The organism is Streptomyces sp. CA-106110, from assembly GCF_050936285.1.
Taxonomy (GTDB): Bacteria; Actinomycetota; Actinomycetes; order Streptomycetales; family Streptomycetaceae; genus Streptomyces.
Window position 1 is genome coordinate 6,259,383 of record NZ_JBNJNB010000001.1, and the last position, 22,537, is coordinate 6,281,919.

General features: G+C 68.3%; 24 protein-coding genes. 12 read left to right on the forward strand and 12 right to left on the reverse strand.

Annotated elements, in window-relative coordinates; translation table 11 throughout:
* Window positions 1–28 precede the first annotated feature (28 nt).
* Entirely contained in the window at window positions 29–1,537 is a 1,509-nt protein-coding gene (locus ACQEXA_RS28845; RefSeq protein ID WP_433131508.1) for a glycosyltransferase family 87 protein, read from the forward strand.
* A gap of 93 nt (window positions 1,538–1,630) precedes the next feature.
* On the opposite strand, the gene ACQEXA_RS28850 is transcribed toward ACQEXA_RS28845, so the two are convergent.
* From ACQEXA_RS28850 to ACQEXA_RS28860, 3 genes are all read right to left on the reverse strand, one after another.
* Window positions 1,631–2,662 carry an alanine racemase gene (locus tag ACQEXA_RS28850; RefSeq protein WP_432930083.1) on the reverse strand — a complete coding sequence of 344 codons (1,032 nt, stop codon included), beginning with the start codon at window positions 2,660–2,662 and terminating at the stop codon, window positions 1,631–1,633.
* Between the two features lie 127 nt (window positions 2,663–2,789).
* Entirely contained in the window at window positions 2,790–3,908 is a 1,119-nt protein-coding gene (gene femX / locus ACQEXA_RS28855) for a peptidoglycan bridge formation glycyltransferase FemX (RefSeq protein WP_359390565.1), read from the reverse strand.
* A gap of 163 nt (window positions 3,909–4,071) precedes the next feature.
* Window positions 4,072–4,389 carry a hypothetical protein gene (locus tag ACQEXA_RS28860; protein WP_433131510.1) on the reverse strand — a complete coding sequence of 106 codons (318 nt, stop codon included), beginning with the start codon at window positions 4,387–4,389 and terminating at the stop codon, window positions 4,072–4,074.
* Between the two features lie 263 nt (window positions 4,390–4,652).
* Here ACQEXA_RS28860 and rpsF point away from each other — a divergent pair, with 263 nt between their 5' ends.
* The 4 genes from rpsF to rplI all read left to right on the forward strand — a co-directional run bounded on the left by rpsF (window position 4,653) and on the right by rplI (window position 6,391).
* Window positions 4,653–4,943, forward strand: a complete 291-nt coding sequence (gene rpsF, locus ACQEXA_RS28865) for a 30S ribosomal protein S6 (protein ID WP_359390571.1) — start codon at window positions 4,653–4,655, stop codon at window positions 4,941–4,943.
* 77 nt (window positions 4,944–5,020) lie between these two features.
* The gene (locus ACQEXA_RS28870) at window positions 5,021–5,608 is read left to right on the forward strand and encodes a single-stranded DNA-binding protein (RefSeq protein WP_402422864.1); all 588 of its coding nucleotides are present in this window, start codon (window positions 5,021–5,023) and stop codon (window positions 5,606–5,608) included.
* Between the two features lie 81 nt (window positions 5,609–5,689).
* Entirely contained in the window at window positions 5,690–5,926 is a 237-nt protein-coding gene (gene rpsR / locus ACQEXA_RS28875) for a 30S ribosomal protein S18 (RefSeq protein ID WP_003949403.1), read from the forward strand.
* An 18-nt stretch (window positions 5,927–5,944) separates the two neighbouring features.
* A complete protein-coding gene (gene rplI / locus ACQEXA_RS28880) occupies window positions 5,945–6,391 on the forward strand; it encodes a 50S ribosomal protein L9 (RefSeq protein WP_433131512.1) in 447 nt (148 codons plus the stop codon).
* A gap of 156 nt (window positions 6,392–6,547) precedes the next feature.
* Here rplI and ACQEXA_RS28885 read toward each other — a convergent pair whose 3' ends face one another.
* On the reverse strand, window positions 6,548–7,885 hold the full coding sequence (locus ACQEXA_RS28885; protein ID WP_433131514.1) for an MATE family efflux transporter: 1,338 nt from the start codon (window positions 7,883–7,885) through the stop codon (window positions 6,548–6,550).
* Between the two features lie 458 nt (window positions 7,886–8,343).
* Here ACQEXA_RS28885 and dnaB point away from each other — a divergent pair, with 458 nt between their 5' ends.
* Both dnaB and ACQEXA_RS28895 read left to right on the forward strand, forming a co-directional pair.
* On the forward strand, window positions 8,344–9,819 hold the full coding sequence (gene dnaB / locus ACQEXA_RS28890; protein ID WP_432930075.1) for a replicative DNA helicase: 1,476 nt from the start codon (window positions 8,344–8,346) through the stop codon (window positions 9,817–9,819).
* Window positions 9,820–9,891: 72 nt separating this feature from the next.
* Window positions 9,892–11,277 carry a serine hydrolase domain-containing protein gene (locus ACQEXA_RS28895; RefSeq protein ID WP_432930052.1) on the forward strand — a complete coding sequence of 462 codons (1,386 nt, stop codon included), beginning with the start codon at window positions 9,892–9,894 and terminating at the stop codon, window positions 11,275–11,277.
* Between the two features lie 66 nt (window positions 11,278–11,343).
* Here the strand turns inward: ACQEXA_RS28895 and ACQEXA_RS28900 are convergent, their stop codons facing one another.
* Window positions 11,344–11,796, reverse strand: coding sequence for an N-acetyltransferase family protein (locus ACQEXA_RS28900; protein ID WP_432930050.1), 453 nt, complete (start codon window positions 11,794–11,796; stop codon window positions 11,344–11,346).
* A 55-nt stretch (window positions 11,797–11,851) separates the two neighbouring features.
* On the reverse strand, window positions 11,852–12,310 hold the full coding sequence (locus tag ACQEXA_RS28905; protein ID WP_432930048.1) for a MarR family winged helix-turn-helix transcriptional regulator: 459 nt from the start codon (window positions 12,308–12,310) through the stop codon (window positions 11,852–11,854).
* 163 nt (window positions 12,311–12,473) lie between these two features.
* Between ACQEXA_RS28905 and ACQEXA_RS28910 the strand changes: the two genes are divergently transcribed.
* Complete coding sequence (locus ACQEXA_RS28910) at window positions 12,474–13,685, forward strand: MFS transporter (RefSeq protein ID WP_432930046.1); 1,212 nt, start codon at window positions 12,474–12,476, stop codon at window positions 13,683–13,685.
* Window positions 13,686–13,761: 76 nt separating this feature from the next.
* Here ACQEXA_RS28910 and ACQEXA_RS28915 read toward each other — a convergent pair whose 3' ends face one another.
* Window positions 13,762–14,631 carry a GNAT family N-acetyltransferase gene (locus ACQEXA_RS28915; protein WP_433131516.1) on the reverse strand — a complete coding sequence of 290 codons (870 nt, stop codon included), beginning with the start codon at window positions 14,629–14,631 and terminating at the stop codon, window positions 13,762–13,764.
* 703 nt (window positions 14,632–15,334) lie between these two features.
* Here ACQEXA_RS28915 and ACQEXA_RS28920 point away from each other — a divergent pair.
* The gene (locus tag ACQEXA_RS28920) at window positions 15,335–16,777 is read left to right on the forward strand and encodes a globin domain-containing protein (RefSeq protein ID WP_432930042.1); all 1,443 of its coding nucleotides are present in this window, start codon (window positions 15,335–15,337) and stop codon (window positions 16,775–16,777) included.
* A gap of 34 nt (window positions 16,778–16,811) precedes the next feature.
* Here ACQEXA_RS28920 and ACQEXA_RS28925 read toward each other — a convergent pair whose 3' ends face one another.
* The 5 genes from ACQEXA_RS28925 to ACQEXA_RS28945 form a co-directional block, all read right to left on the reverse strand.
* Window positions 16,812–17,294 carry an NUDIX domain-containing protein gene (locus ACQEXA_RS28925; RefSeq protein WP_432930040.1) on the reverse strand — a complete coding sequence of 161 codons (483 nt, stop codon included), beginning with the start codon at window positions 17,292–17,294 and terminating at the stop codon, window positions 16,812–16,814.
* Between the two features lie 163 nt (window positions 17,295–17,457).
* Entirely contained in the window at window positions 17,458–18,363 is a 906-nt protein-coding gene (locus ACQEXA_RS28930) for a LysR family transcriptional regulator (protein WP_432930039.1), read from the reverse strand.
* 259 nt (window positions 18,364–18,622) lie between these two features.
* Entirely contained in the window at window positions 18,623–19,777 is a 1,155-nt protein-coding gene (locus ACQEXA_RS28935; protein WP_433131518.1) for a cystathionine gamma-lyase, read from the reverse strand.
* The gene (locus ACQEXA_RS28940) at window positions 19,774–20,265 is read right to left on the reverse strand and encodes a low molecular weight protein-tyrosine-phosphatase (protein WP_432930035.1); all 492 of its coding nucleotides are present in this window, start codon (window positions 20,263–20,265) and stop codon (window positions 19,774–19,776) included. The genes ACQEXA_RS28935 and ACQEXA_RS28940 overlap by 4 nt, the downstream gene beginning before the upstream one ends.
* 9 nt (window positions 20,266–20,274) lie before the next feature.
* Entirely contained in the window at window positions 20,275–20,652 is a 378-nt protein-coding gene (locus tag ACQEXA_RS28945) for a phage holin family protein (protein WP_359390615.1), read from the reverse strand.
* A gap of 59 nt (window positions 20,653–20,711) precedes the next feature.
* Here ACQEXA_RS28945 and ACQEXA_RS28950 point away from each other — a divergent pair, with 59 nt between their 5' ends.
* The 3 genes from ACQEXA_RS28950 to ACQEXA_RS28960 all read left to right on the forward strand — a co-directional run bounded on the left by ACQEXA_RS28950 (window position 20,712) and on the right by ACQEXA_RS28960 (window position 22,529).
* Window positions 20,712–21,029, forward strand: coding sequence for a cupin domain-containing protein (locus ACQEXA_RS28950; protein ID WP_433131520.1), 318 nt, complete (start codon window positions 20,712–20,714; stop codon window positions 21,027–21,029).
* Window positions 21,030–21,194: 165 nt separating this feature from the next.
* Window positions 21,195–21,407, forward strand: a complete 213-nt coding sequence (locus ACQEXA_RS28955; RefSeq protein WP_359390620.1) for a DUF5326 family protein — start codon at window positions 21,195–21,197, stop codon at window positions 21,405–21,407.
* Window positions 21,408–21,671: 264 nt separating this feature from the next.
* Window positions 21,672–22,529, forward strand: a complete 858-nt coding sequence (locus ACQEXA_RS28960; RefSeq protein ID WP_432930030.1) for an IclR family transcriptional regulator — start codon at window positions 21,672–21,674, stop codon at window positions 22,527–22,529.
* The last annotated feature ends 8 nt before the right edge of the window (window positions 22,530–22,537 follow it).

A 22,537-nucleotide genomic window follows, 5' to 3' on the forward strand; every position in this document is an offset into this window, starting at 1 on the left:
CCTAGCCGGATGCGGCAGGATGAGCCCCATGCCCAGTGCAGAGACGACGCGAGCCAGCGTCCACGAGCCGGACGTCGTGCGGCCGACCCGGGAGGACGCGGTCGCCGCGGCCGGCAGCGAGCTGATCGGCGGTCCTGTCGGACGGCGCGCGCTGCTCGGGACGTCCTGGTGGACTCCCGTGCGGGTCGTGGCGCTCGTCATGATCGGCATGTTCGCCCTCGGTATGGTCCAGAAGCTGCCCTGCTACGACAGCGGCTGGTTCTTCGGCGCCAGTTCGCAGTACACCCACGCCTGCTACTCGGACATCCCGCACCTCTACCAGGGGCGCGGTTTCGCCGATGGGCTCGTGCCCTACTTCGACAAGCTTCCCGGCGACATGAGCTACCTCGAGTACCCAGTGCTCACCGGTGTGTTCATGGAGGTCGCTTCATGGCTGACCCCGGGCAGCGGCGCCCTGCAGGCCCGGGAGCAGACCTACTGGATGGTCAACGCGGGGATGCTCATGGTGTGCGCCGTGGTCATCGCCGTGTGCACCGCGCGTATTCACCGGCGCCGCCCCTGGGACGGCCTCCTGGTGGCCCTCGCGCCCGCCTTCGCGTTGACGGCCACCATCAACTGGGATCTGCTCGCCGTGGCCCTGCTGGCCGCCGCGATGCTGATGTGGTCGCGGGGCCGGGCGCTGGCTTTCGGGGTTCTGGTCGGTCTCGCCACGGCAGCCAAGTTCTATCCGTTCCTGGTGCTCGGGCCGCTTCTTCTGCTGTGCTGGCGAGCTGGCAAGTGGCGTGAGTACGCGACCGCCGTGCTGGGGGCCGTGGGGGCCTGGCTCGTGGTCAATCTGCCGGTGATGTTCCTGGCTCCCGAGGGCTGGTTGAAGTTCTACAGCTTCAGCCGTGAGCGGGGCGTCGACTTCGGTTCCGTCTTTCTGTTCATCTCGCGCTGGATGAACATCGAGATCACCAAGGACACGGCCAACACCAGCGCGATGATCACGATGCTGTTGGCCTGTGCGGGTATCACCGCGATGACGCTCACGGCCCCGCGGCGCCCGCGTTTCGCGCAGCTTGCCTTCCTGATCGTCGCGGCGTTCATCCTCACCAACAAGGTCTACTCGCCCCAGTACGTACTGTGGCTGGTCCCCCTCGCCGCACTGGCCCGCCCGCGCTGGCGTGACTTCCTGATCTGGCAGGCCTGCGAGGTGGCGTACTTCCTCGGGATCTGGACATACCTCGCATACACCACCAGTGGAGATGCCCACAAGGGTCTACCGACGGACGGGTACCAAGTGGCCATCGTCGTCCATCTGCTGGGGACGCTCTACCTGTGCGCCGTCGTCGTCCGCGACATCCTCATGCCGGAACGGGACGTCGTGCGCAAGGCCGGCGACGACGACCCGTCGGGCGGTGTCCTGGACGGGGCGCCGGATGCGTTCGTACTGGGAGCCGCCGCTCATCCGCCGCGGCACGCGGCGCACTTCGACGGGCCGCACGTGGAGTGGGGCAGCCAGTCTGTCGAGCCCACGGGCAAGTGTTCGCCCTGAGCGAACGGGACGCAGAGGTGCTACGACAGGGGCCGCACACGGAATCCGTGTGCGGCCCCTGTCGTAGCTGCTGGGCGCTTCAGGCTGTGCCGTTCAGCGGTCGACGAGCCGGTCGAACTGCGTGGTGGTGTGCCGCAGATGCGCCACCAGCTCGTCACCGACCTTGGGCTCCGTCGCATCCGCGGGAACGAACAGGATCGAGACCTGCATGTGCGGGGGCTCGGCGAACCAGCGCTGCTTGCCCGCCCAGACGAAGGGCGAGAGGTTCCGGTTCACCGTCGCGAGGCCGGCGCGGGCGACACCCTTGGCGCGCGGCATGACGCCGTGCAGGGCCTTGGGGGCCTCCAGACCCACACCGTGCGACGTTCCCCCCGCTACGACGACCAGGTAGCCGTCCGAGGCCGCTTTCTGCTGCCGGTACCCGAAGCGCTCTCCCTTGGAGACGCGTGTGACGTCCAGGACCGCCCCGCGGTACTCGGTGGCCTCGTAGTCCCCCAGCCACAGCCGGGTGCCGATACGGGCCCGGAAGCGCGTCTGCGGGAACTGCTGCTGCAGCCGGACCAGCTCCTCGGCCTTGAGGTGGCTGACGAACATCGTGTGCAGCGGCAGCCGGGCCGCGCGCAGCCGGTCCATCCAGCCGATGACCTCCTCGACGGCGTCGGAGCCATCGGTGCGGTCGAGCGGGAGGTGGATGGCGAAGCCCTCGAGGCGGACGTTCTCGATGGCGGAGTGCAACTGCGGCAGGTCCTGCTCGCTGACGCCGTGCCGCTTCATCGAGGACATCACCTCGATCACCACACGGGCGCCCACGAGCCCGTACACGCCGTCGACGGACGACACCGAGCGGATGACCCGGTCGGGCAGCGGTACGGGCTCCTCGCCCCGCCGGAAGGGCGTCAGCACCAGCAGGTCACCGCCGAACCAGTCCTTGATCCGGGCCGCCTCGTACGTCGTGCCCACGGCGAGCACGTCGGAGCCCAGCCGCGTGGCCTCCTCCGCCAGCCGCTCGTGGCCGAAGCCGTAGCCGTTGCCCTTGCAGACGGGGACGAGCCCCGGGAACTGCTCCTGCACGTGCTTGTGGTGTGCCCGCCAGCGCGCGGTGTCGACGTAGAGCGTGAGCGCCATGGCCGGTCCCGGAACCTTTCTCGTGGCTGGGGTGTGTCAGAGGTCTGAAAGGGAATTGTGACGGATCCGCCGGACCGACGGGGATCATGCCGGGCCGCACGGGCGCCCCGGCACGGGAACTACGGCCTCAGCGGCGCGACATGTAGATGTCGAGCGCCTTGTGCAGCAGCTTGTTGAGGGGGAAATCCCACTCGCCGAGGTACTCGGCCGCCTGACCGCCGGTGCCCACCTTGAACTGGATGAGACCGAAGAGGTGGTCGGTCTCGTCCAGCGAGTCGGAGATGCCGCGCAGGTCGTAGACGGTGGCACCGAGCGCATAGGCGTCGCGGAGCATCCGCCACTGCATCGCGTTCGAGGGACGGACCTCACGGCCGATGTTGTCGGACGCCCCGTAGGAGTACCAGACGTGCCCGCCGACGATCAGCATCGTCGCCGCCGAGAGGTTCACGCCGTTGTGCCGCGCGAAGTAGAGCCGCATGCGGTTGGGGTCCTCGGTGTTGAGGGCCGTCCACATGCGCTGGAAGTACGACAGCGGGCGGGGCCGGAAGTGGTCGCGCACGGCCGTGATCTCGTAGAGCCGCTGCCATTCCTCGAGGTCGTGGTAACCGCCCTGGACAACCTCGACACCGGCCTTCTCGGCCTTCTTGATGTTGCGGCGCCACAGCTGGTTGAAGTTCTTGTGGACCTCTTCCAGGGAACGGTTGGCGAGCGGCACCTGGAAGACGTAGCGGGGCTGCACGTCGCCGAAGCCGGCTCCGCCGTCCTCGCCCTGCTGCCAGCCCATACGGCGTAGCTTGTCGGCCACCTCGAAGGCGCGCGGCTCGATGAAGTCCGCCTCGATGTCGCGCAGGCGCTTCACGTCCGGGTCCTGAATGCCCTGCTTGATGGAGGTGGCCTCCCAGCGCCGGATGATGACCGGCGGGCCCATCTTCACCGAGAAGGCGCCCTGCTGCTTGAGGTGGGCCAGCATCGGCCGGATCCAGTCGTCCAGATTCGGCGCGAACCAGTTGATGACCGGACCCTCGGGCAGGTACGCGAGGTAGCGCTTGAGCTTCGGCAGCTGGCGGTAGAGCACCAGTCCCGCGCCCACCAGTTCGCCGTTCTTGTCGAACCAGCCGAGGTTCTCCGACCGCCACTCCGCCTTGACGTCTGCCCAGGCCGGGACCTGCATGTGGCTCGCCGACGGCAGGCTCTGGATGTACGCCAGATGCTGCTCGCGGCTGATCGTCCTCAGGGTCAGGCTCATTCGGGGCGCTCCTCGGGCTGGTGTGTCCCCATGGGTACAGGGGCTCCGGCTCTCGCGCCGAAGCCTACTGCGCCCTGTCGCCGCCCCGAATGGCCGTACGGAACCTGTGTGCCCATCCGGGTCGTCCGACGGCCCTGCCAGGAGCCGTCGGACGACCCCGCGCTCAACCGCCGACGATCCCGCCGAAGAGCCCGCCGTGGGCCATGCCGAGGAAGAGTCCGATAGCCGAGGCCCCGAGGCCCAGGATCAACCCGAAGCGCTGCCGGGTCGTGATGGAGACGAACTGTCCGTAGGCACCGGTGATGATCCCCACCAGGCCGGTCCAGGAGCTGATCAGATGCAGGCTGTGGAACATCGCCGTGACGAAGGCCGTGATACCGAGCACCAGGGTCACCACAAGAAGTGTGTCCTGGAGGGGATGGGCCTTTCCGTCCGTGGCGAAGAGAGAACCGGTGGTGTTGGGTCGCAATACCTGTGCCATGGGGCACCTCCTGCGGAAGGCGGCGCATCGTAGCGCCTTACACACCCGATGTGTACAGATTGACGGGCTACGCGGTCGGATTTCAACCGGAAGCTCGTGTGCGGGTACTCTGTAGCGTCTGCACCGGTGTCTGCCCAGGCCGAGCCGGGTCAACCGTCGACTGGCCCCGATTGTCAGTGGCGGCCGATACCGTTGCGTACGCATCACAACCCTCCTGCCACGGAACGACCGTGGCCGCTGAGTCCAAAGGAGGTGGGTTCCACATGCGTCACTACGAGGTGATGGTCATCCTCGACCCCGATCTCGAGGAGCGCGCTGTCTCCCCGCTGATCGAGAACTTCCTCTCCGTCGTCCGTGACGGTGGCGGAAAGGTCGAGAAGGTCGACACCTGGGGTCGTCGCCGTCTCGCCTACGAGATCAAGAAGAAGCCCGAGGGCATCTACTCGGTCCTCGACCTGCAGGCCGAGCCTGCGGTCGTCAAGGAGCTCGACCGCCAGATGAACCTGAACGAGTCGGTCCTCCGGACCAAGGTCCTCCGTCCCGAGACCCACTGAGCCTCCCGCTCAGCTGATCCCGGGATTCGAGTAGCAGCACAAGCAGCCAGCAGCAAACCCGCCGAGAGGTTCCCCCAATGGCAGGCGAGACCGTCATCACGGTCGTCGGCAACCTTGTCGATGACCCCGAGCTGCGCTTCACCCCGTCCGGTGCGGCGGTCGCGAAGTTCCGCGTCGCGTCCACTCCCCGCACCTTCGACCGCCAGACGAACGAGTGGAAGGACGGCGAGAGCCTGTTCCTGACCTGCTCGGTCTGGCGTCAGGCGGCGGAGAACGTCGCCGAGTCGCTCCAGCGAGGCATGCGCGTCATCGTGCAGGGCCGGCTGAAGCAGCGGTCCTACGAGGACCGTGAGGGCGTCAAGCGCACGGTCTACGAGCTGGACGTCGACGAGGTCGGCGCGAGCCTGCGCAACGCGACGGCCAAGGTCACCAAGACCGCCGCCGGCCGCGGTGGCCAGGGTGGCCAGGGTGGTTACGGCGGCGGTGGCGGCCAGGGTGGCGGCGGCTGGGGCGGCGGCCCCGGCGGCGGTCAGCAGGGCGGCGCTCCGGCCGACGACCCGTGGGCGACCGGCGCTCCTGCCGGTGGCCAGGGCGGTGGCGGCTGGGGCGGCGGCTCCGGCGGCTCTGGCGGCGGTGGCGGCTACTCAGACGAGCCCCCCTTCTAGGCCTTGGTTCCGGGTCCCCGGACCTGGACCGGTCGAGGGTGGGCCGTACCCCACACTTCTTGATCACACAGGAGAAACACCATGGCGAAGCCGCCTGTGCGCAAGCCGAAGAAGAAGGTCTGCGCTTTCTGCAAGGACAAGGTCACGTACGTGGACTACAAGGACACGAACATGCTGCGGAAGTTCATTTCCGACCGCGGCAAGATCCGTGCCCGCCGCGTGACCGGCAACTGCACGCAGCACCAGCGTGACGTCGCCACGGCCGTCAAGAACAGCCGTGAGATGGCGCTGCTGCCCTACACGTCCACCGCGCGCTAAGGGAAGGGTGACCGACCAATGAAGATCATCCTGACCCACGAGGTCTCCGGCCTCGGTGTCGCGGGCGAAGTCGTCGACGTCAAGGACGGTTACGCTCGCAACTACCTGATCCCGCGGAAGTTCGCGATCCGCTGGACCAAGGGTGGCGAGAAGGACGTCGAGCAGATCCGTCGTGCTCGCAAGATCCACGAGATCCAGACCATCGAGCAGGCCAACCAGGTCAAGTCTCAGCTCGAGGGTGTGAAGGTCCGCCTGGCCGTCCGCTCCGGCGACTCCGGCCGACTGTTCGGTTCCGTCACTCCGGCCGACATCGCCTCGGCGATCAAGGCCTCCGGTGGCCCCGAGGTCGACAAGCGCCGCATCGAGCTGGGCTCGCCGATCAAGACGCTGGGCTCTCACGAGACGTCCGTGCGTCTGCACCCCGAGGTTGCCGCCAAGGTCAACATCGAGGTCATCTCGGCCTGACGCCGTACTCGGCACAGCTGAGAGAAGGGCCGTACCCCCCGGGGTGCGGCCCTTCTTCATGGCTCTTGAGGCAATGCAACACGCGTGCGGGGCGGTGCCCACGGCGGTGTGTTTCACGTGAAACGGATCAAGCCACGGTGGTCGGCTCGGCCGGCGTCAGCGGGTCGCACCCGTCACGATCCAGCGGCCCGAGCGGGAGCGCAGCCACAGGGTGAGCAGCCGCACGGTCATCATCAGCGTCATCGCCGCCCACAGGGCGGTGAGTCCCCCGCCGAGGACCGGGACGAAGAGAGCCACGGGAGCGAAGACCGCCAGCGTCAGCAACATCGCCCAGGCGAGATAGGGCCCGTCGCCCGCTCCCATCAGTACGCCGTCCAGTACGAAGACGACGCCGCAGATGGGCTGTGAGACAGCCACGAGTACCAGAGCGGGCAGGGCCGCACGATGGACGCCCGCGTCACTGGTGAAAAGAGGCAGGAAGAGCGGACGGGTGGCAAGGACCAGCAGTCCCAGCACCACCCCGACGACGAGACCCCACTGCACCATGCGCCGACACGCTTCATGGGCTCCCTGCGGATCGTTCGCGCCGAGGTAGCGCCCGATGATGGCCTGCCCGGCGATGGCGATCGCATCGAGGGCGAAGGCGAGCAGACTCCACAGCGACAGGATGATCTGGTGCGCGGCTATGTCGGCGTCCCCGAGCCGGGCGGCGACAGCAGTGGCGATCATCAAGACGGCCCGCAGCGAGAGCGTACGGACCAACAGGGGAACACCCGCCTGCGCACTCGCACGTATCCCGGCCGAGTCCGGTCGCAGCGAGGCGCCGTGGCGACGAGCGCCCCGGACGACGACACGCAGATACACGGCAGCCATGCCGCACTGGGCGATGACGGTGCCCCAGGCCGAGCCCGCGATCCCCAGGTCGGCGCCATAGACGAGCCCCGCGTTGAGGGCGGCATTCGCGACGAAGCCCGCGACGGCGACGTACAGCGGTGTCCTGGTGTCCTGGAGTCCGCGCAGGACACCGGTCGCCGCGAGCACGATGAGCATCGCCGGGATGCCCAGGGCGGATATCCGCAGATAGGTCGTCGCGTAGGGAGCGGCGGTCTGCGAGGCGCCGAAGAGGTCCACGATTCCGGGGACCGTGGGCAGAACGACGACGATGAGGGCCGCCCCCAGCAGCAGCGCCAGCCAGATGCCGTCCACGCCCTGGCGGATGGCTGCCCGCAGGTCTCCCGCGCCGACCCGGCGGGCGACGGCGGCCGTGGTGGCGTACGCGAGGAAGACGAACACGCTCACCGCGGTGGTCAGAAGGGCGGAGGCGATGCCGAGGCCGGCCAGTTGGGCGGTACCGAGATGACCGACGATGGCGCTGTCGGCCATCACGAAAAGGGGCTCCGCGACCAGTGCGCCGAAGGCCGGAACAGCCAGTCCGAGGATCTCCCGGTCGGGTCGGCGTCGGACGGCGCGGGATGCTGCGGGAGCCTGTGTCATGGCCACCAATCTAGTCGTCCACAGGTAAGAGATACAAAGCAATTGCGCCCCTTACTTTGGTTACGGTGGGACACGGCGCTGTGTACCGTTCGCGGGGATCTTGACCCTGCTGGGGAAGTTTTTCTTCTACACAGCCGGTGGACGGGAAAGACGCAGGTCAGAGGCGTTTGAGCGAAGCACCCGAGTGCTTGTTCACAGGCTTGTCCACCGGGTTGTGCACAGGTTTTGCGGAGTTCTCCACAGCATCCGGGCGCTCGTCCACATGGCCTGTGGATAACCAGATTGGCTGAAGGTGCCGACGGGCCTACCGTGGTCCGGCGCCCGCTCTCTCCTCCGGCCTCGGAAAACGTGCAAAACCGACGCGTCTGAACGGAGCCGGGCCTCTCGATTTGTCAGTGCCGTGCCCTAGAAAAGAGAGGCACGGCGAGGTCCGCGGGGCGGACGGGAGGAGGCGGCTCGTGAGCATTTCCGAGCCCTTGGACGACCCCTGGGCCGACAGCGGTATCGGCGATCGTGTCCCCGCCTCCCGCCGCGGCCGAGACGGCGGCCCCGGTCGCGACGAGCAGCACGAACGCGGGCCGGACAGCGGTGCGTGGGACGGTGGCGGCTCCTCCTTCGAACGCGTGCCTCCGCAGGACCTGGACGCCGAGCAGTCCGTCCTCGGCGGCATGCTTCTGTCCAAGGACGCGATCGCGGACGTCGTCGAGCTCCTCAAGGGCCATGACTTCTACCGGCCCGCGCACGAGACGATCTATCAGGCGATCCTCGACCTGTACGCCAAGGGCGAGCCGGCCGACCCCATCACGGTCGCCGCCGAGCTGACCAAACGCGGTGAGATCACCAAGGTCGGCGGCGCCTCCTATCTGCACACCCTGGTGCAGACGGTGCCCACCGCGGCGAACGCCGAGTACTACGCGCAGATCGTGCACGAGCGCGCGGTCCTGCGCCGCCTGGTCGAGGCCGGCACGCGGATCACCCAGATGGGATACGCGGCCGACGGCGACATCGACGAGATCGTCAACAGCGCCCAGGCCGAGATCTTCGCGGTCACCGAGCAGCGCACGGCCGAGGACTATCTGCCCCTCAGCGAGATCATGGAGGGCGCGCTCGACGAGATCGAGGCGATCGGCTCCCGATCGGGGGAGATGACCGGCGTGCCGACCGGCTTCACCGATCTCGATCAGCTCACCAACGGTCTGCATCCCGGTCAGATGATCATCATCGCCGCCCGTCCCGCCATGGGTAAGTCGACGCTGGCGCTGGACTTCGCGCGGGCGGCGTCCATCAAGCACAACCTGCCCAGCGTGATCTTCTCGCTCGAAATGGGCCGCAACGAGATCGCGATGCGTCTGCTGTCCGCCGAGGCTCGTGTGGCCCTGCACCACATGCGGTCCGGCACGATGACGGACGAGGACTGGACCCGTCTCGCACGGCGTATGCCGGACGTCTCGGCCGCTCCCCTGTACATCGACGACTCGCCGAACCTGTCGATGATGGAGATCCGCGCCAAGTGCCGCCGCCTCAAACAGCGGAACGACCTGAAGCTGGTCGTGATCGACTATCTGCAGCTCATGCAGTCCGGCTCCAAGCGGTCCGAGAGCCGGCAGCAGGAGGTCTCGGAGATGTCGCGAAACCTGAAACTGCTCGCCAAGGAGCTGGAGCTGCCTGTCATCGCGCTCTCGCAGCTCAACCGTGGCCCCGAGCAGCGGACGGACAAGAAGCCCATGGTGTCGGACCTGCGTGAGTCCGGGTCGATCGAGCAGGACGCTGACATGGTGATCCTCTTGCATCGCGAGGACGCGTACGAGAAGGAGTCACCGCGCGCCGGCGAGGCGGACATCATCGTCGGCAAGCACCGTAACGGCCCCACGGCGACCATCACCGTGGCCTTCCAGGGGCATTACTCCCGTTTTGTGGACATGGCGCAGACCTGATCCGCTCTCCGTCGTCGGTGCTGCCGCACATATGCACTCGACGCGGAATCCCGGGCCAGGTGGACTGTAGCCATGACGACATCTCAAGCAGAGCTGCTTCCTGCCACGCGCCGGGCCCTGTCGCACCGCATCGCGGTCGCGCAGTCCGAGGGACGGGCGCCGTCGCTGGTCGCCGCGGTCGTCCGGGACGGGCAGGCGGTGTGGCACGGCGCGCGCACCTCCGTGGACGGCCACGCCCCGGACGAGAACGTGCAGTACCGGATCGGATCCATCACCAAGACCTTCACCGCGGTCCTTGTGCTGCGGCTCCGTGACGAGGGCCTCGTGGATCTCGGCGACCCGCTGGAGAAGTACCTGCCCGGCACCGGCGCGGGGGAGGCGACCATCGCCGAACTGCTGGCCCATACGGGAGGCCTGGCGGCCGAGTCGCCCGCGCCGTGGTGGGAGCGCACGCCCGGTTCGCTGCGCCCCGAGCTCGTGGACGTGCTGGGCGAGCAGCCGCTGAGGCATCCCGTCGGCCGTAGATTTCACTACTCCAACCCCGGCTACACGCTGCTCGGCGCCCTGGTCGAGGAGGTGCGCGGAGCCGCCTGGGAGGACGTGCTGCGGCGTGAGGTGCTCGAACCTCTGGGGCTGCGCCGGACAAGTGGCCGATCACGGGCACCGCACGCGGGCGGATGGGCCGTGCACCCCTGGGCGGACGTAATGCTCCCCGAGCCCGCCGAGGACCTCGGGCGGATGGCACCGGCCGGCCAACTCTGGTCGACCACCGACGATCTGGCCCGCTTCGCCGTCTTCCTGTCCCGTGGCGACGACCGGGTGCTGAGCGCGCAGTCCGTACAGGAGATGCGGACACCCGCTGCTCCGGCCGAGACCGCGGACCTGGCGGCCGGTACCGGCTATGGCCTCGGTGTGCAGCTCCAGCACCGGGACGGCCGGCTTCTCGCGGGGCACTCGGGCTCGCTGCCCGGGTTCCTCGCCAACCTCACCTTCAGCGTCGAGGACGACATGGCGGCCGTGGTGCTGGCCAACTGCACATCGGGTCCGCAGGTGACCGCCGTCGCCGCCGATCTGATCGGCATCGTGGCCGAGGCGGAACCCAGGATCCCCGAGCCATGGCGGCCGCTGCCGGAGGTCGATCCGGCCGTACTGGAGTTGACGGGCCAGTGGTACTGGGGAACGCAGGGTTTCATCTTGCGGCTCATGGCCGACGGAGGTGTCGCGCTGGAACCGCTGTCCGGAGTGGGCCGCCGCTCACAGTTGCGGTCCAACGGTGACGGGACGTGGACCGGGCTTGACGGCTACTACGCGGGAGAGGTTCTGCGGCCAGTACGGCGAACGGACGGATCCGTGAGCCACTTGGACCTCGGCTCGTTCGTGTTCACACGCCAGCCATACGACGAGGGCGCTCCCGTGCCCGGGGGCGTGGACCCGGAGGGGTGGAACGGCATCGGCTAGACGCCGCTGTGGCGCCGCAGGGGTGTGTTTCACGTGAAACGCGCCCCTGCGTCCTGAACGGCCCTGTCAGAGCACCAGCTTGAAGCCCATGTGCGAGGCCTCGAAGCCCAGACGCTTGTAGAAGCGGTGGGCGTCGGTGCGGGTGGCATCGGAGGTCAGCTGGACCAACTGACAGCCCTGGCGCCGGGATTCGTCGATCGCCCACTCGATGAGCTGCGTGCCGAGTCCACTGCCGCGTTCGTCGGAGTGGATGCGTACGGCCTCGATGATCGACCGGGTCGCACCCCTGCGGGACAGTCCGGGGATGATCGTGAGCTGAAGGGTGCCGACGACACGTCCGTCCCGTTCGCCGACCACAAGGTGCTGGTTCGGATCGCTGCTCACCCGCTCCAGCGCGCTCAGATACGGCGCCAGATCGTCCGGCGACTCGCGCTGAGCACCGAGCGGGTCGTCGGCCAGCATGGCGACGACCGATGGAATGTCTTCCGCGACGCAGGGGCGTATCTCAAGGTCTCCCATGCTCGCACCCTATGCAGGTGCCCTGGCTGCCGCGTGTCCAGGGCGCTGGCGCAACCTACGCAGATACGTGCAATGACTCGACCGCGCGGACCAGGGGCGCCAGCTCGGGGTTCTCGGCCGCGTCGTCCAGAGCCTCCCGCAGAGCGGCGTCATTGGTGGGACGGGCCGCCTCGAGCAGTTGAAGGCCGGCGGCGGTGACGTCGGTGTAGATGCCACGACGGTCGGTCGGACAGAGGTAGCGCTCCAGCAGGCCGCGGTCCTCAAGCCTGGTGACGAGCCGGGTCGTCGCGCTCTGGCTGAGGACCACCGCGTCGGCCACCTGCTTCATCTGCAGATGTCCCCCCTCGCCGTCGTGCTGGCGGCTGAGCACGTCCAGTAGGGAGTACTCCCGCACGCTGAGCCCGTGCTTGCTCTGCAGGGCGCGCTCAATACGGGCCTCGATCCTCCCGTGCAGCAAGGAGAGGGCGCACCAGCCCTGGGCAAGGGCGGTGAGCGCAGGGTCCGTCGCTGTCATGGCGTCTTTCCTCCGTCCCAGAGGTCGTATCCACCCGTCCCAGAGGTGGTATCCACCCAGGATAGACCACGTGCGCAATAGACCGCGTTTGCATATATCAAGCGTCTGCAATTATTGTGAGAGCACGCAAGGCGCTCATGCAATCGCTTGGAAGGTCTTCCCTATGCCTCTCGCGCTTCTGGCCCTCGCGATCGGGGCCTTCGGGATCGGAACCACGGAGTTTGTGATCATGGGCGTGCTGCCCGAGGTCGCGGGCTCCTTCGGAGTCTCCATTCCCACTGCCGGACTGCTGGTGACCGGCTATGCCCTCGGCGTGATGTTCGGCGCCCCGATCATGACCGCGCTCGGCACCAAGGTCTCCCGCAAGCGGATGCTGATGCTGCTGATGGGCCTGTTCGGGCTCGGCAACCTGCTCTCGGCGATGGCCCCGACCTTCGGTCTGATGCTGGCGGGCCGGGTGGTCGCCTCCCTGGCCCACGGCGCGTTCTTCGGCATCGGCTCGGTGGTCGCCGCCGAGCTGGTCGCCCCGGAGAAGAAGGCCGGGGCCATATCCATGATGTTCAGCGGTCTGACCGTCGCCAATGTCATCGGCGTCCCCGTCGGCACGTTCGTCGGTCAGTCCGTCGGCTGGCGGGTCACCTTCGGCCTCGTCGCCGGGCTCGGCGTGGTCGGACTGCTCGGTGTCGCGAAGCTCGTACCCGATATGCCCAAGCCGGCAGGTGTGCACCTGCGCCATGAGCTGGCCGCCTTCAAGAACGCGCAGGTGTTGCTGGCGATGGCGATGACCGTCCTCGGCTTCGGCGGTGTCTTCGCGGCCATCACCTACATCGCGCCGATGATGACCCACGTCACCGGCTTCGCGGAGGGCTCGGTCACCTGGCTGCTGGTTCTCTTCGGCCTCGGTATGGTCGGCGGCAACCTCATCGGCGGCAAGTACGCGGACCGTGCCCTGATGCCGATGCTGTACGTGTCGCTCGGCGGCCTGGCCCTCGTGCTGGCGCTGTTCACCCTCACCGCGCACAGCAAGGTCCTGGCCGCGCCCACCATCGTGCTGATCGGCGCCCTGGGCTTCGCGACGGTCCCTCCGCTGCAGAAGCGGGTCCTGGACCACGCCCATGGAGCTCCGACCCTCGCCTCGGCCGCGAACATCGGCGCCTTCAACCTCGGCAACGCCCTGTCCGCCTGGCTCGGCGGCATCGTGATCGCCGCCGGCCTCGGGTACACCGCTCCCAACTGGGTGGGCGCGGCGCTCGCCGGGTCCGCTCTACTGCTGGCGTTCTTCTCGGCCGCGCTGGAGCGCCGGCAGACGGCTCCTGGCGGGCCTGCGGCGGAGGGTGCCGTCTCCGGCGAACCTCACCTGGCCGTGCACCGCTGAGCGGGCCGCTCACGGCCGTTGACGCGAACGCGTGTCTCCGAGACTCCGGAAGCACGCGTTTCGCATCACTGCGGACTCAGCCCGCGGCCACCGTCACCGGAGCGAAGCGCCGCGTCCAGTCACCGGGCAGGTCCGGGACGCCGTACGTCATGACCGCGTTGAAGCTCACGGAGGTGAGCCCGCACTCCTTCAGCCAGGTGAGCAGGCCCTCGTGGCGTACGTCGACGTCGGTGCGCAGCGGCCGGTCGGTGCAGGCGGCGAGCGATGTGACGAGTGCCTTCGCCGTCTCTGTGTCGCGGGCGATGAGAGGGCCCACGACATGGGTGTCCATGTTGGGCCAGAGGGCCGCGTACCCGATGATCCGCCCGCCCTCCTCGGCGACATGCAACTGATCCGCGAAAGCCGGCAGCCGTGTGATCACATGCGTGCGGTCGACGCCGAACACTTCCTCATCGAGCCGGACCAGATGGGCCAGGTCTTCCCCAGTGGCCGGACGGGTGGCGACGGTCGGCGGAGGGCCTCCGGCCCGGAAGGGGCCACGCACCATCTCGGAGCTGCCGGTGACCTTGAAGCCGAGTTCCTCGTAGAGGGGGCGACCGTACGGAGTCGCGTACAGCGTCAGCGGGGTGGTCGTGTCCGTCTCGGCCACCACGTGCCGCATCAGTCGACGGCCGATGCCCTGGCGCGCGTGGCGCTGGGCGACGAGCACCATACCAATGGCGCAGAGGTCCGGACGGTGGCGAGACCCGTACTCGGTCACGACACAGGCGCTGACGAGCCCGCCAGCGGGGTCGTCGATGCCGTACCCCCTGCTGGCGGCAAGGAGCAGCCCCCACTTGTGTTCCTCGCGGGGCCAGCCCCGGTCCTCGGACAAGTCGGCGCAGGCGATGAGATCGCGGGGCGTCAGACGGCGGATGGGCAGAGCGGCGAGGGGAGGTGTCGACACGCAGGTCAGGCTGTCCGACTCGGGGCACCGGCGTCCACCATTTTGCGGTCGAACGCACACGCTTTTAGCTATGTCATGCCGGAGCGCACAGGACCGGATCAGATGTTTCACGTGAAACGGCAATGACCTGATCACGACTGATCGGTAATGGACTGATGACTCGTCATGACTCAGACGACGGGGATGAGTCATGCGACGGTGAGAAAGGGAGAGCGCAGACGTTCTCGCACTTGGCGAGACTTCATCGCATCAAGGAGCCGAGCAGGATCTCCGGGATGCTGGTGAATGAGTATGCCGTGCCCGGTAATTGACGCAGATTCCGGTTCGCTCGACCGACACTTCATGGCGGACCGAGGGGGGACTTGTGCATGGCACGGCGACCGGTATGGTCGAGTCCGGTTCGCCTCCGGTGTGATGTGCGCACGTTCCGCAGGGCGCGAACGCAAGCCAATGCAGCCTAACGAGACGGAGAGATCCAAGACCCGCATTTCCCGCTGAACGACCGGGCGCGAAGGCTGGGTGGAAAGCTGCGGTGAGGTTACTGCGGCCTATGTCACACTCCCCCCTTACTTGTCCGTACGCAGCGGTTTCCGGGTTGACTGTGCCGCATTGGACGTCAAAGCGACCGAACGGGGAAAGCAGGGCTGTCGGCGGGGGGAAGGAAACACCCTCCGACCGGGGAAGTGCGCAGACCGACCGGAAGATGTTCGAGGCGAGGCACACCATGAACGCTCCGACCACCGCGTCGGCCGACAACGGCACCTCCGGCGACAGCGGCGGGGGCGGCTGGTTCACACCCCACAGCCAGCCCCCGATGCCTCCGGGCGGGGAGCCCCCGACGCCGGAGGGCGGCCGTCTCGCAGCGATGCGCCCCGTCGGCCGTTCGCCCGTCGGCGACGGTACCCACCAGGGACGAATACAGCCGACGGCGAGCACCCCGGAGCACCGGCACAGCGAGCCGGAACCCGCCCATCAAGGGATCCGCCCCGAGCCCCGCACCCCCGTCCAGCCCTCTGCCCCGGAGCCTCAGGCGTCTCCGGACGCCGTGCTGATCCGGCGGACCATGTCGGAGATCGGGCCCATCGCGGACAAGGTCACCTCGTACTTCTACGCACTTCTCTTCGTGCGCTATCCCGACCTGCGGTCGCTGTTCCCCGCCGCGATGGACACCCAGCGGGACCGGCTGCTCACAGCACTGCTGACCGCTGCCGAGCACATCGACAACACCGAGGTCCTCGTCGCCTATCTGCAGAACCTGGGCCGCGGCCACCGCAAGTACGGCACGCGGCCCGAGCACTACCCGGCGGTCGGCGAATGCCTCATCGGCGCGCTGAGCAAGTACGCCTCCGCGATCTGGGACAGGGAGAGCGAGGCCGCCTGGGTGCGGGCGTACACGACGATCTCCCAGGTGATGATCGACGCGGCGGCGGCGGACGAGTTGCGCGCCCCGGCCTGGTGGCACGCGGAGGTCGTGTCACACGATCTCCGCACCCCGGACGTCGCGGTGATCACGATGCGCCCCGACCAGCCCTACCCGTTCCTGGCCGGGCAGTACACGAGCGTGGAGACCCCGTGGTGGCCGCGGATATGGCGGCACTACTCCTTCGCCTCGGCGCCGCGCTCCGACGGACTGCTCTCGTTCCATGTGAAGGCGGTCCCGGCGGGCTGGGTCTCCAATGCGCTGGTGCACCGCGCCCGGCCCGGTGACGTCATTCGTCTCGGCCCGCCCGCGGGCACGATGACCGTCGACCACACCAAGGACAACGGACTGCTCTGCCTCGGTGGCGGCACCGGCATCGCGCCCATCAAGGCCTTGGTGGAGGATGTCGCCGGGCACGGCGATCGGCGCCCCGTGGAGGTCTTCTACGGTGCCCGCACCGACCACGACCTGTACGACATCGACACCATGCTGCGGTTGCAGCAGAGCCATCCCTGGCTCTCGGTCCGTCCGGTCGTCGACGCACTGGCGCATGTCCAGCTACCGGACGTCATTCGCGAGTACGGGCCCTGGCACGAGTACGACGCCTATCTCTCCGGCCCGCCCGGAATGATCCGCAGTGGTGTGGACGCGCTCCGGAACATCGGTATCCCGTCCGAGCGCATCCGCCATGACTCCGTGGACGAACTGGCCGTGGCCGAACGCTGAGTGCCGGACGGGAGTGCCGTTCTCGGTCCGGAGATCAGCCCAGGTCGGGTGCGTGCATGGCACGTACGCCCTCGATGTTGCCGTCGAGGTAGTGGCGCAGGGACAGCGGCACCAGATGGACGGACGCGATGCCGACCCTGGTGAAGGGCACCCGTACGATCTCGTACTCGCCGGCGGGCTCCTCGATCTCGGGTCCGTGCCGCAGACGCTCGTCCATGGACTCCAGGCGGCAGACGAAGAAGTGCTGGACCTTGACTCCGGTCGCGCCGCCGTCTTCGCCGATGTGCTCGACGGTGTCCACGAAGCAGGGCACCACGTCGCTGATCTTAGCGCCGAGTTCCTCGTGTACTTCGCGGTGGAGCGCGTCGACGACGGTCGCGTCCGACGGCTCGACCCCGCCGCCCGGTGTCACCCAGTAGGGATCGACTCCGGGCTTGGTGCGCTTGATGAGAATCAGGTCGTCGCCATCGAGCAGGATGGCGCGGGCGGTGCGTTTGACCACGGGGCGAACGGTCATGGGTGGAATGTGGCCCAACCCGTTCCACGTGAAACATCGTGGAGCCCACACGAGGTGGAACCAGATGTGAACACACGGTGGCGTCGCCTGGCGGATCTGGCCCAGGGGCCGGCCCCGTCGCTTCCGTTCGCAGGGTTCGTATCGCCTTCGCTCCTGGTCGGCCTCATCCCCAGTCGGCCGCCGTCCGCAGCAGCCACTCATGGGCTCGGGCGATGTGCGGCATGGCCAGCGTCCCCGTGCGGACGACCAGGAAGTACGTCCGTAGTGGAGGGACGGCCGGCTCATGGAGTGCCACCACATCACCGCGCTCCAGCGCCGCGGCACAGAGGTAGCGCGGCAGCACGGCGAGCCCGGCACCCGTGGTGGTGCAGGCGAGGACCGCACGCAGATCGGGGACGATGACTGTGCCGGAGGCGGTCGGGCGGGAGTCGAAGACGGAGGCCCAGTAGCGGGAGACGAACGGCAGTGACTCGTGCACCTCGACCACCGGGAGGTTCTCCAGCCCGTGTGCGTCCGTGTGGCGTGGTGTTCCGGGGCCGCCGGTGCGGGAGGCCCAGCGCGGCGCCGCGACCAGAACGTGCTCCTCGTCGCACAGCGGGGTCGCCGTGAGCAGGGCCCCGCGCGGTCGGGCCGTGCTGATGGCCAGATCGTGGCGTCCGGCGGCAAGACCCTCGAGAGTCTCGTCCGCGTTTCCGAAGGTGGCGCGCAGGGCGATCCCCTGGCTGTCCTCGGCCAGTGCCGCGAGCGCGGGCAGGGCACGCTCGGCGGTGAACTCGGGCGGTCCGGCGAGATGGAGGGTGCGCGGTGAGGACTGCTCGTCGAGTCCGGTCTCGGTGATCTCCACCAGGGCGTCGAGATGGGGCGCGGCCTTGTGCGCGAGTTCGTCGCCGATGGTCGTGGGAGTCACACCGCGGGCCTGGCGCAGGAAGAGAGGACGCCCCAGCTGCCGTTCCAGGGTGCGGATCTGGGACGTGACCGCCGGCTGGGAGAGGCCGAGCAGGGCTGCGGCACGGGTGAACGAGCCGGCCCGGTGCACGGTCACGAAGGTGCGCAGCAGGGCCAGATCCATGGTGCTACCTTGCCTCCCCACACCCGCGACCGGGCCCAACTATAAATAAGTCGATAGGTCTCTGTCGCTACTGTGATTGGACACTGACACAGAGTCAACTAGCCTTGTTCGCACGGTTCTTCGCGCGCAGAACCGGGACGGTCCGAGCCACGAGGGGGGAGGCTCGGACCGTCCGTCGTCCGTATACGAGGTTTCGGGGGCGGCCCGTCGCCTCCGTGTATGTACGTAGCCGAAGCAGTGGATGCCGCTCAGGAACCGGTCATCCCGCCGACTCGTCGAGCGCCCGCAGCACATCGGCCACCAGGTCCTCAGGATCCTCGGCGCCGGCCGAGAGACGGATGAAGCCCTCGGGCACCGCGTCACCGCCCCAGCGTCCACGCTGCTCCGCGGTCGACCGTACGCCTCCGAAGCTCGTCGCGTCGTCGACGAGGCGCAGTGCGTCCAGAAAACGATCGGCATGCGCCCGTGTGGGCAGCGAGAACGACACCACGCACCCGAAACGCCGCATCTGCTGCGCCGCGGTCTTGTGCGACGGATCGTCGGGCAGCCCCGGATAGCGCAGACCGGTCACTTCGGCGCGGGCGCGCAGTGCTTCGGCGACCGCGAGCGCGTTGGCGGTCTGGCGGTCGGCGCGCAGGTGCAGGGTGGCCAGCGAGCGGTGGGCGAGCCAGGCCTCCATCGGACCGGGGATCGCCCCGACGATCTTGCGCCAGCGGCGCACGGAGGCCATCAGCCCCGCGTTCCGGGACACCACGTACCCGAGCAGCAGGTCCCCGTGCCCGGTGAGCATCTTGGTGCCGCTGGCCACGGAGAAGTCGGCACCCAGCTCCAGCGGGCGCTGGCCGAGGGGTGTCGCCAGGGTGTTGTCGACGGCGACGAGCGTCCCCTGCGCGTGGGCCGCCGCCACGAGGCGCCGCACGTCGCAGACGTCGAGCCCCGGGTTCGAGGGGGTCTCCACCCACAGCAGTTTCGCGCCGTCGAGGACGTCGAGCTGGGCATCGCCGCCGGTCGGTGCGGTACGCACCTCGATGCCGTACGCGGTCAGCTGCTCGCGCACCAGCGGCAGCACCTGGTAGCCGTCCGCCGGCAGCACGACGGTGTCGCCGGCGCGCAGCTGGGAGAAGAGGACCGCCGAGATCGCCGCCATGCCGGAGGCGAAGGCGAGCGTTTCGACGCCGTCCTCGCCGGGCGCCTCCAGCTCGCCGATGGCCCGTTCCAGATGGGTCCACGTGGGGTTCTCGTCACGTCCGTAGGTGTACGGGCCGGTCGGCTCGCCGGGCAGGTGGAAGTGCGCCGCGAAGACGGGCCCGGGCAGAGTCGGCTCGTACTTGACCGGCTCCGGCAGTCCCGCCCGTACCGCGCGGGTGCCGTCACCGATTCCCGCGCCGGATGTGCCGAAATCCCCTGATGTCATGCTGCCCGTCCCTCCAAGTTCTCGCGTACCGCGGCGAGCAGACCGGTGCTCGCCGCTTCCACCATCTCAAGACACGCCTCGAATCCGTCCATCCCCCCGTAATAGGGATCCGGTACGTCGAGGTCGTCGTCGGCGGCCGGGTCGTACGAGCGCAGCAGCCGGATCTTCGCGGCGTCCTGCGGGGTGGGCGCGAGACGGCGCAGGGCCTTGAGGTGGCCGGTGTCCAGGGCGATCACGAGGTCGAGACGGGAGAACCAGGAGGGCTGGAACTGCCGGGCGATGTGATCGCTGCCATAGCCTTGTTCCTCCAGGACGGCGACCGTCCGCGGATCGGCCGGGTCCCCCTCATGCCAGCCGCCCGTGCCGGCGCTGTCGACCTGGATCTGGTCGTCGAGACCGGCCTCCTCCACCCGCGCACGGAAGACGGACTCGGCCATCGGCGACCGGCAGATGTTGCCGGTACAGACAAAGCAGACGGAAAAGGTCATAAGGTTCACTCAGTCCTTGTCGGGCAGCACCACGTGCAGCGCCCAGGAGACGATCGAGATGATCAGGCCGCCGAGGACGGCGGTCCAGAAGCCCTCGACATGGAAACTCAGATCCAGCTTGCCCGCCACCCACGAGGTAAGCAGCAGCATCAGGGCGTTGACCACCAGGGTGATCAGGCCGAGCGTCAGGATGAACAGCGGGAAGGTCAGCACCTTCAAGATCGGCTTGACCAGGAAGTTGACCAGGCCGAAGATCAGCGCCACCACGATCAGCGTGCCTATCTTCTTGCCGGTGCTGTTACCGGTCAGGGTGATCTTGTCGAGCAGCCACACGGCGACGGCGAGGGCCCCGGCGTTGGCGATCGTCTTGACTACGAAATTCTTCATGTGTCTGATCGTGGCAGACGGGATCACCGGCGAGTAGCGAGCAAGGGCGGTCAACTGCGATGAAGGCATTCCGGCTGGACGAACTGGAGGCGGAGCGGGCTGCCAACGACGGTGCCTATCTGCAGTTCCTCCGGGAGCGGAACATGTCCGTGGGCCTGTACGCACTCGATGCGGGCGACCTGGACTCGCAGAAGCCGCATCAGCAGGACGAGGTGTACTTCGTGGTCAGCGGACGTGCCTCGATCACCGTGGGCATGGAGACCACGCCGGTCGCACGCGGCAGCGTCGTCTATGTGCCCGCCGGCGTCGCACACAAGTTCCATCACATCACCGAGGACCTGAGGGTTCTGGTGGAGTTCTCTCCCCCCGAGAGCTGAGGCCGGTCTCAGGGTTCCCTAGGGGAACGGTCAGGGGAGGACGGGGGACACCAGGCCTCCGCTCCGGCCCTCGGCGGCCCTAGCATCGAGAGCAGGACAAGGATCCCGGAAGCAGGGCCCCCGAACTGTGCGTGGGGCAACGGGCGGAGAGACAAGGACAAGGCGATGCGAGAGATCTTCGCGGGTTTGCCGTGGTGGGTGAAGTGGATCGCGGTGCCGGTCATCGCCCTGGTTGTCTTCGGCGGCCTGATCGCGTCCGTCATCGGCTTCGTCATCGGGCTGCTGTTCAAGGTGCTGCTCTTCGTCGCACTGGTCGGCGGCCTGATCTACATCGTGCGGAAGTTCCTGTCGGGCTCGTCGTCGCGCGGCGACTGGTGAGCAGACCGGAGCATGCCGAGCGGGCGGGGCGGGCAACGGTACGGATCGCCGCCGGACACGTGCCGGGGTGGGCAGACCGGAACAGACGGCCGGTAACAGGAATCTGAGGTTCGCTCGGGCGGGGGAAGTTTCCTCGGTGAGGCCGTCCCAGGGCACCGTTGGAGCGTTAGAGTCCGGAGTTCGACGCGCGGCAGGCCCCGCGCGCGGCGCATCCCCTCCCGTGTCCCCGCACGGGAGGCCCTCCTCGCGCTCCGGGAGTGATCCTTGGCCACGGTTGGCACCGCACGCGCAGACTACTCACCCGCGCCGCTCGCCCCGCCCGCGCAGCGGCGCGCATCACCGGCGGAGGAGCGTCTCCCGCCCGTGCAACCGCAGTCCACCACTCTCATCGGTTCGGTGCAGCGGGCGATGCGGCTGCTGGAGGCCGTCGCCGACCGTGAGCACGGAGCCCCCGCCAAGCAGCTGGCCCGCGAGGTCGGCCTGGCCCTCCCCACGGCCTACCACCTGCTGCGCACCCTGACCCACGAAGGCTATCTGCGCCGGGACAAGGGTCTGTTCTTCCTCGGTGACGCCGCCGAGCGGCTGAGCGGCAGTGCGGCCCAGCAGAAACGTCGCAGCGCCATGGACGACGCGCTCGCACAATGGCGTGATTCGATCGGTGCTCCTGTTTACTACGCGGTCTATCGCGACGGAGAGATCGACGTCCTCAGCGTCGCCGACAGCCCGGGCAGTCCGGCCGTCGCCGAGTGGGCCGACTTCCGTGAGACCGCCCACGCCCATGCGCTCGGCCAGTGCCTGCTCGCGCAGCTCGACGAAGAGGCCCGGCGGGACCACCTCGACCGCTACCCCGTGCAGTCGATCACCCGCTACACCGTGCGCGACGAGCGAACTTTCCTGCGGAGACTGGAACTTCTGGGGCGGATGGACCCCGTCATCGAGCGCCAGGAGTACGCGCTCGGGACGGCTTGCGCCGCGATTCCCCTCACCGCCGGGACGACGGCGGCGGCTGTTGCCATCTCCCTGCCCTCGCACCAGGCCGACCGGTTGCTGCCGGCGGCACTTCAGTTGCAGGCCGAGATCGGACGGCTTCCAGGGAGACTGACCTTCTCTATCAGCATCTGAAAACTCAC

Excerpts from the sequence above, each read along its gene's own strand:
- ACQEXA_RS28930 (WP_432930039.1), bottom strand. The coding sequence starts at position 18,363 with ATGGATCTGGCCCTGCTGCGCACCTTCGTGACCGTGCACCGGGCCGGC.
- ACQEXA_RS28870 (WP_402422864.1), top strand. The coding sequence starts at position 5,021 with ATGGCAGGCGAGACCGTCATCACGGTCGTCGGCAACCTTGTCGATGAC.
- femX (WP_359390565.1), bottom strand. The coding sequence starts at position 3,908 with ATGAGCCTGACCCTGAGGACGATCAGCCGCGAGCAGCATCTGGCGTAC.
- ACQEXA_RS28860 (WP_433131510.1), bottom strand. The coding sequence starts at position 4,389 with ATGGCACAGGTATTGCGACCCAACACCACCGGTTCTCTCTTCGCCACG.
- ACQEXA_RS28920 (WP_432930042.1), top strand. The coding sequence starts at position 15,335 with ATGTTCGAGGCGAGGCACACCATGAACGCTCCGACCACCGCGTCGGCC.
- ACQEXA_RS28925 (WP_432930040.1), bottom strand. The coding sequence starts at position 17,294 with ATGACCGTTCGCCCCGTGGTCAAACGCACCGCCCGCGCCATCCTGCTC.
- ACQEXA_RS28955 (WP_359390620.1), top strand. The coding sequence starts at position 21,195 with ATGCGAGAGATCTTCGCGGGTTTGCCGTGGTGGGTGAAGTGGATCGCG.
- ACQEXA_RS28850 (WP_432930083.1), bottom strand. The coding sequence starts at position 2,662 with ATGGCGCTCACGCTCTACGTCGACACCGCGCGCTGGCGGGCACACCAC.
- ACQEXA_RS28885 (WP_433131514.1), bottom strand. The coding sequence starts at position 7,885 with ATGACACAGGCTCCCGCAGCATCCCGCGCCGTCCGACGCCGACCCGAC.
- ACQEXA_RS28900 (WP_432930050.1), bottom strand. The coding sequence starts at position 11,796 with ATGGGAGACCTTGAGATACGCCCCTGCGTCGCGGAAGACATTCCATCG.
- rpsF (WP_359390571.1), top strand. The coding sequence starts at position 4,653 with ATGCGTCACTACGAGGTGATGGTCATCCTCGACCCCGATCTCGAGGAG.
- ACQEXA_RS28895 (WP_432930052.1), top strand. The coding sequence starts at position 9,892 with ATGACGACATCTCAAGCAGAGCTGCTTCCTGCCACGCGCCGGGCCCTG.
- ACQEXA_RS28940 (WP_432930035.1), bottom strand. The coding sequence starts at position 20,265 with ATGACCTTTTCCGTCTGCTTTGTCTGTACCGGCAACATCTGCCGGTCG.
- rplI (WP_433131512.1), top strand. The coding sequence starts at position 5,945 with ATGAAGATCATCCTGACCCACGAGGTCTCCGGCCTCGGTGTCGCGGGC.
- ACQEXA_RS28935 (WP_433131518.1), bottom strand. The coding sequence starts at position 19,777 with ATGACATCAGGGGATTTCGGCACATCCGGCGCGGGAATCGGTGACGGC.
- ACQEXA_RS28945 (WP_359390615.1), bottom strand. The coding sequence starts at position 20,652 with ATGAAGAATTTCGTAGTCAAGACGATCGCCAACGCCGGGGCCCTCGCC.
- rpsR (WP_003949403.1), top strand. The coding sequence starts at position 5,690 with ATGGCGAAGCCGCCTGTGCGCAAGCCGAAGAAGAAGGTCTGCGCTTTC.
- ACQEXA_RS28910 (WP_432930046.1), top strand. The coding sequence starts at position 12,474 with ATGCCTCTCGCGCTTCTGGCCCTCGCGATCGGGGCCTTCGGGATCGGA.
- ACQEXA_RS28950 (WP_433131520.1), top strand. The coding sequence starts at position 20,712 with ATGAAGGCATTCCGGCTGGACGAACTGGAGGCGGAGCGGGCTGCCAAC.
- ACQEXA_RS28905 (WP_432930048.1), bottom strand. The coding sequence starts at position 12,310 with ATGACAGCGACGGACCCTGCGCTCACCGCCCTTGCCCAGGGCTGGTGC.
- ACQEXA_RS28845 (WP_433131508.1), top strand. The coding sequence starts at position 29 with ATGCCCAGTGCAGAGACGACGCGAGCCAGCGTCCACGAGCCGGACGTC.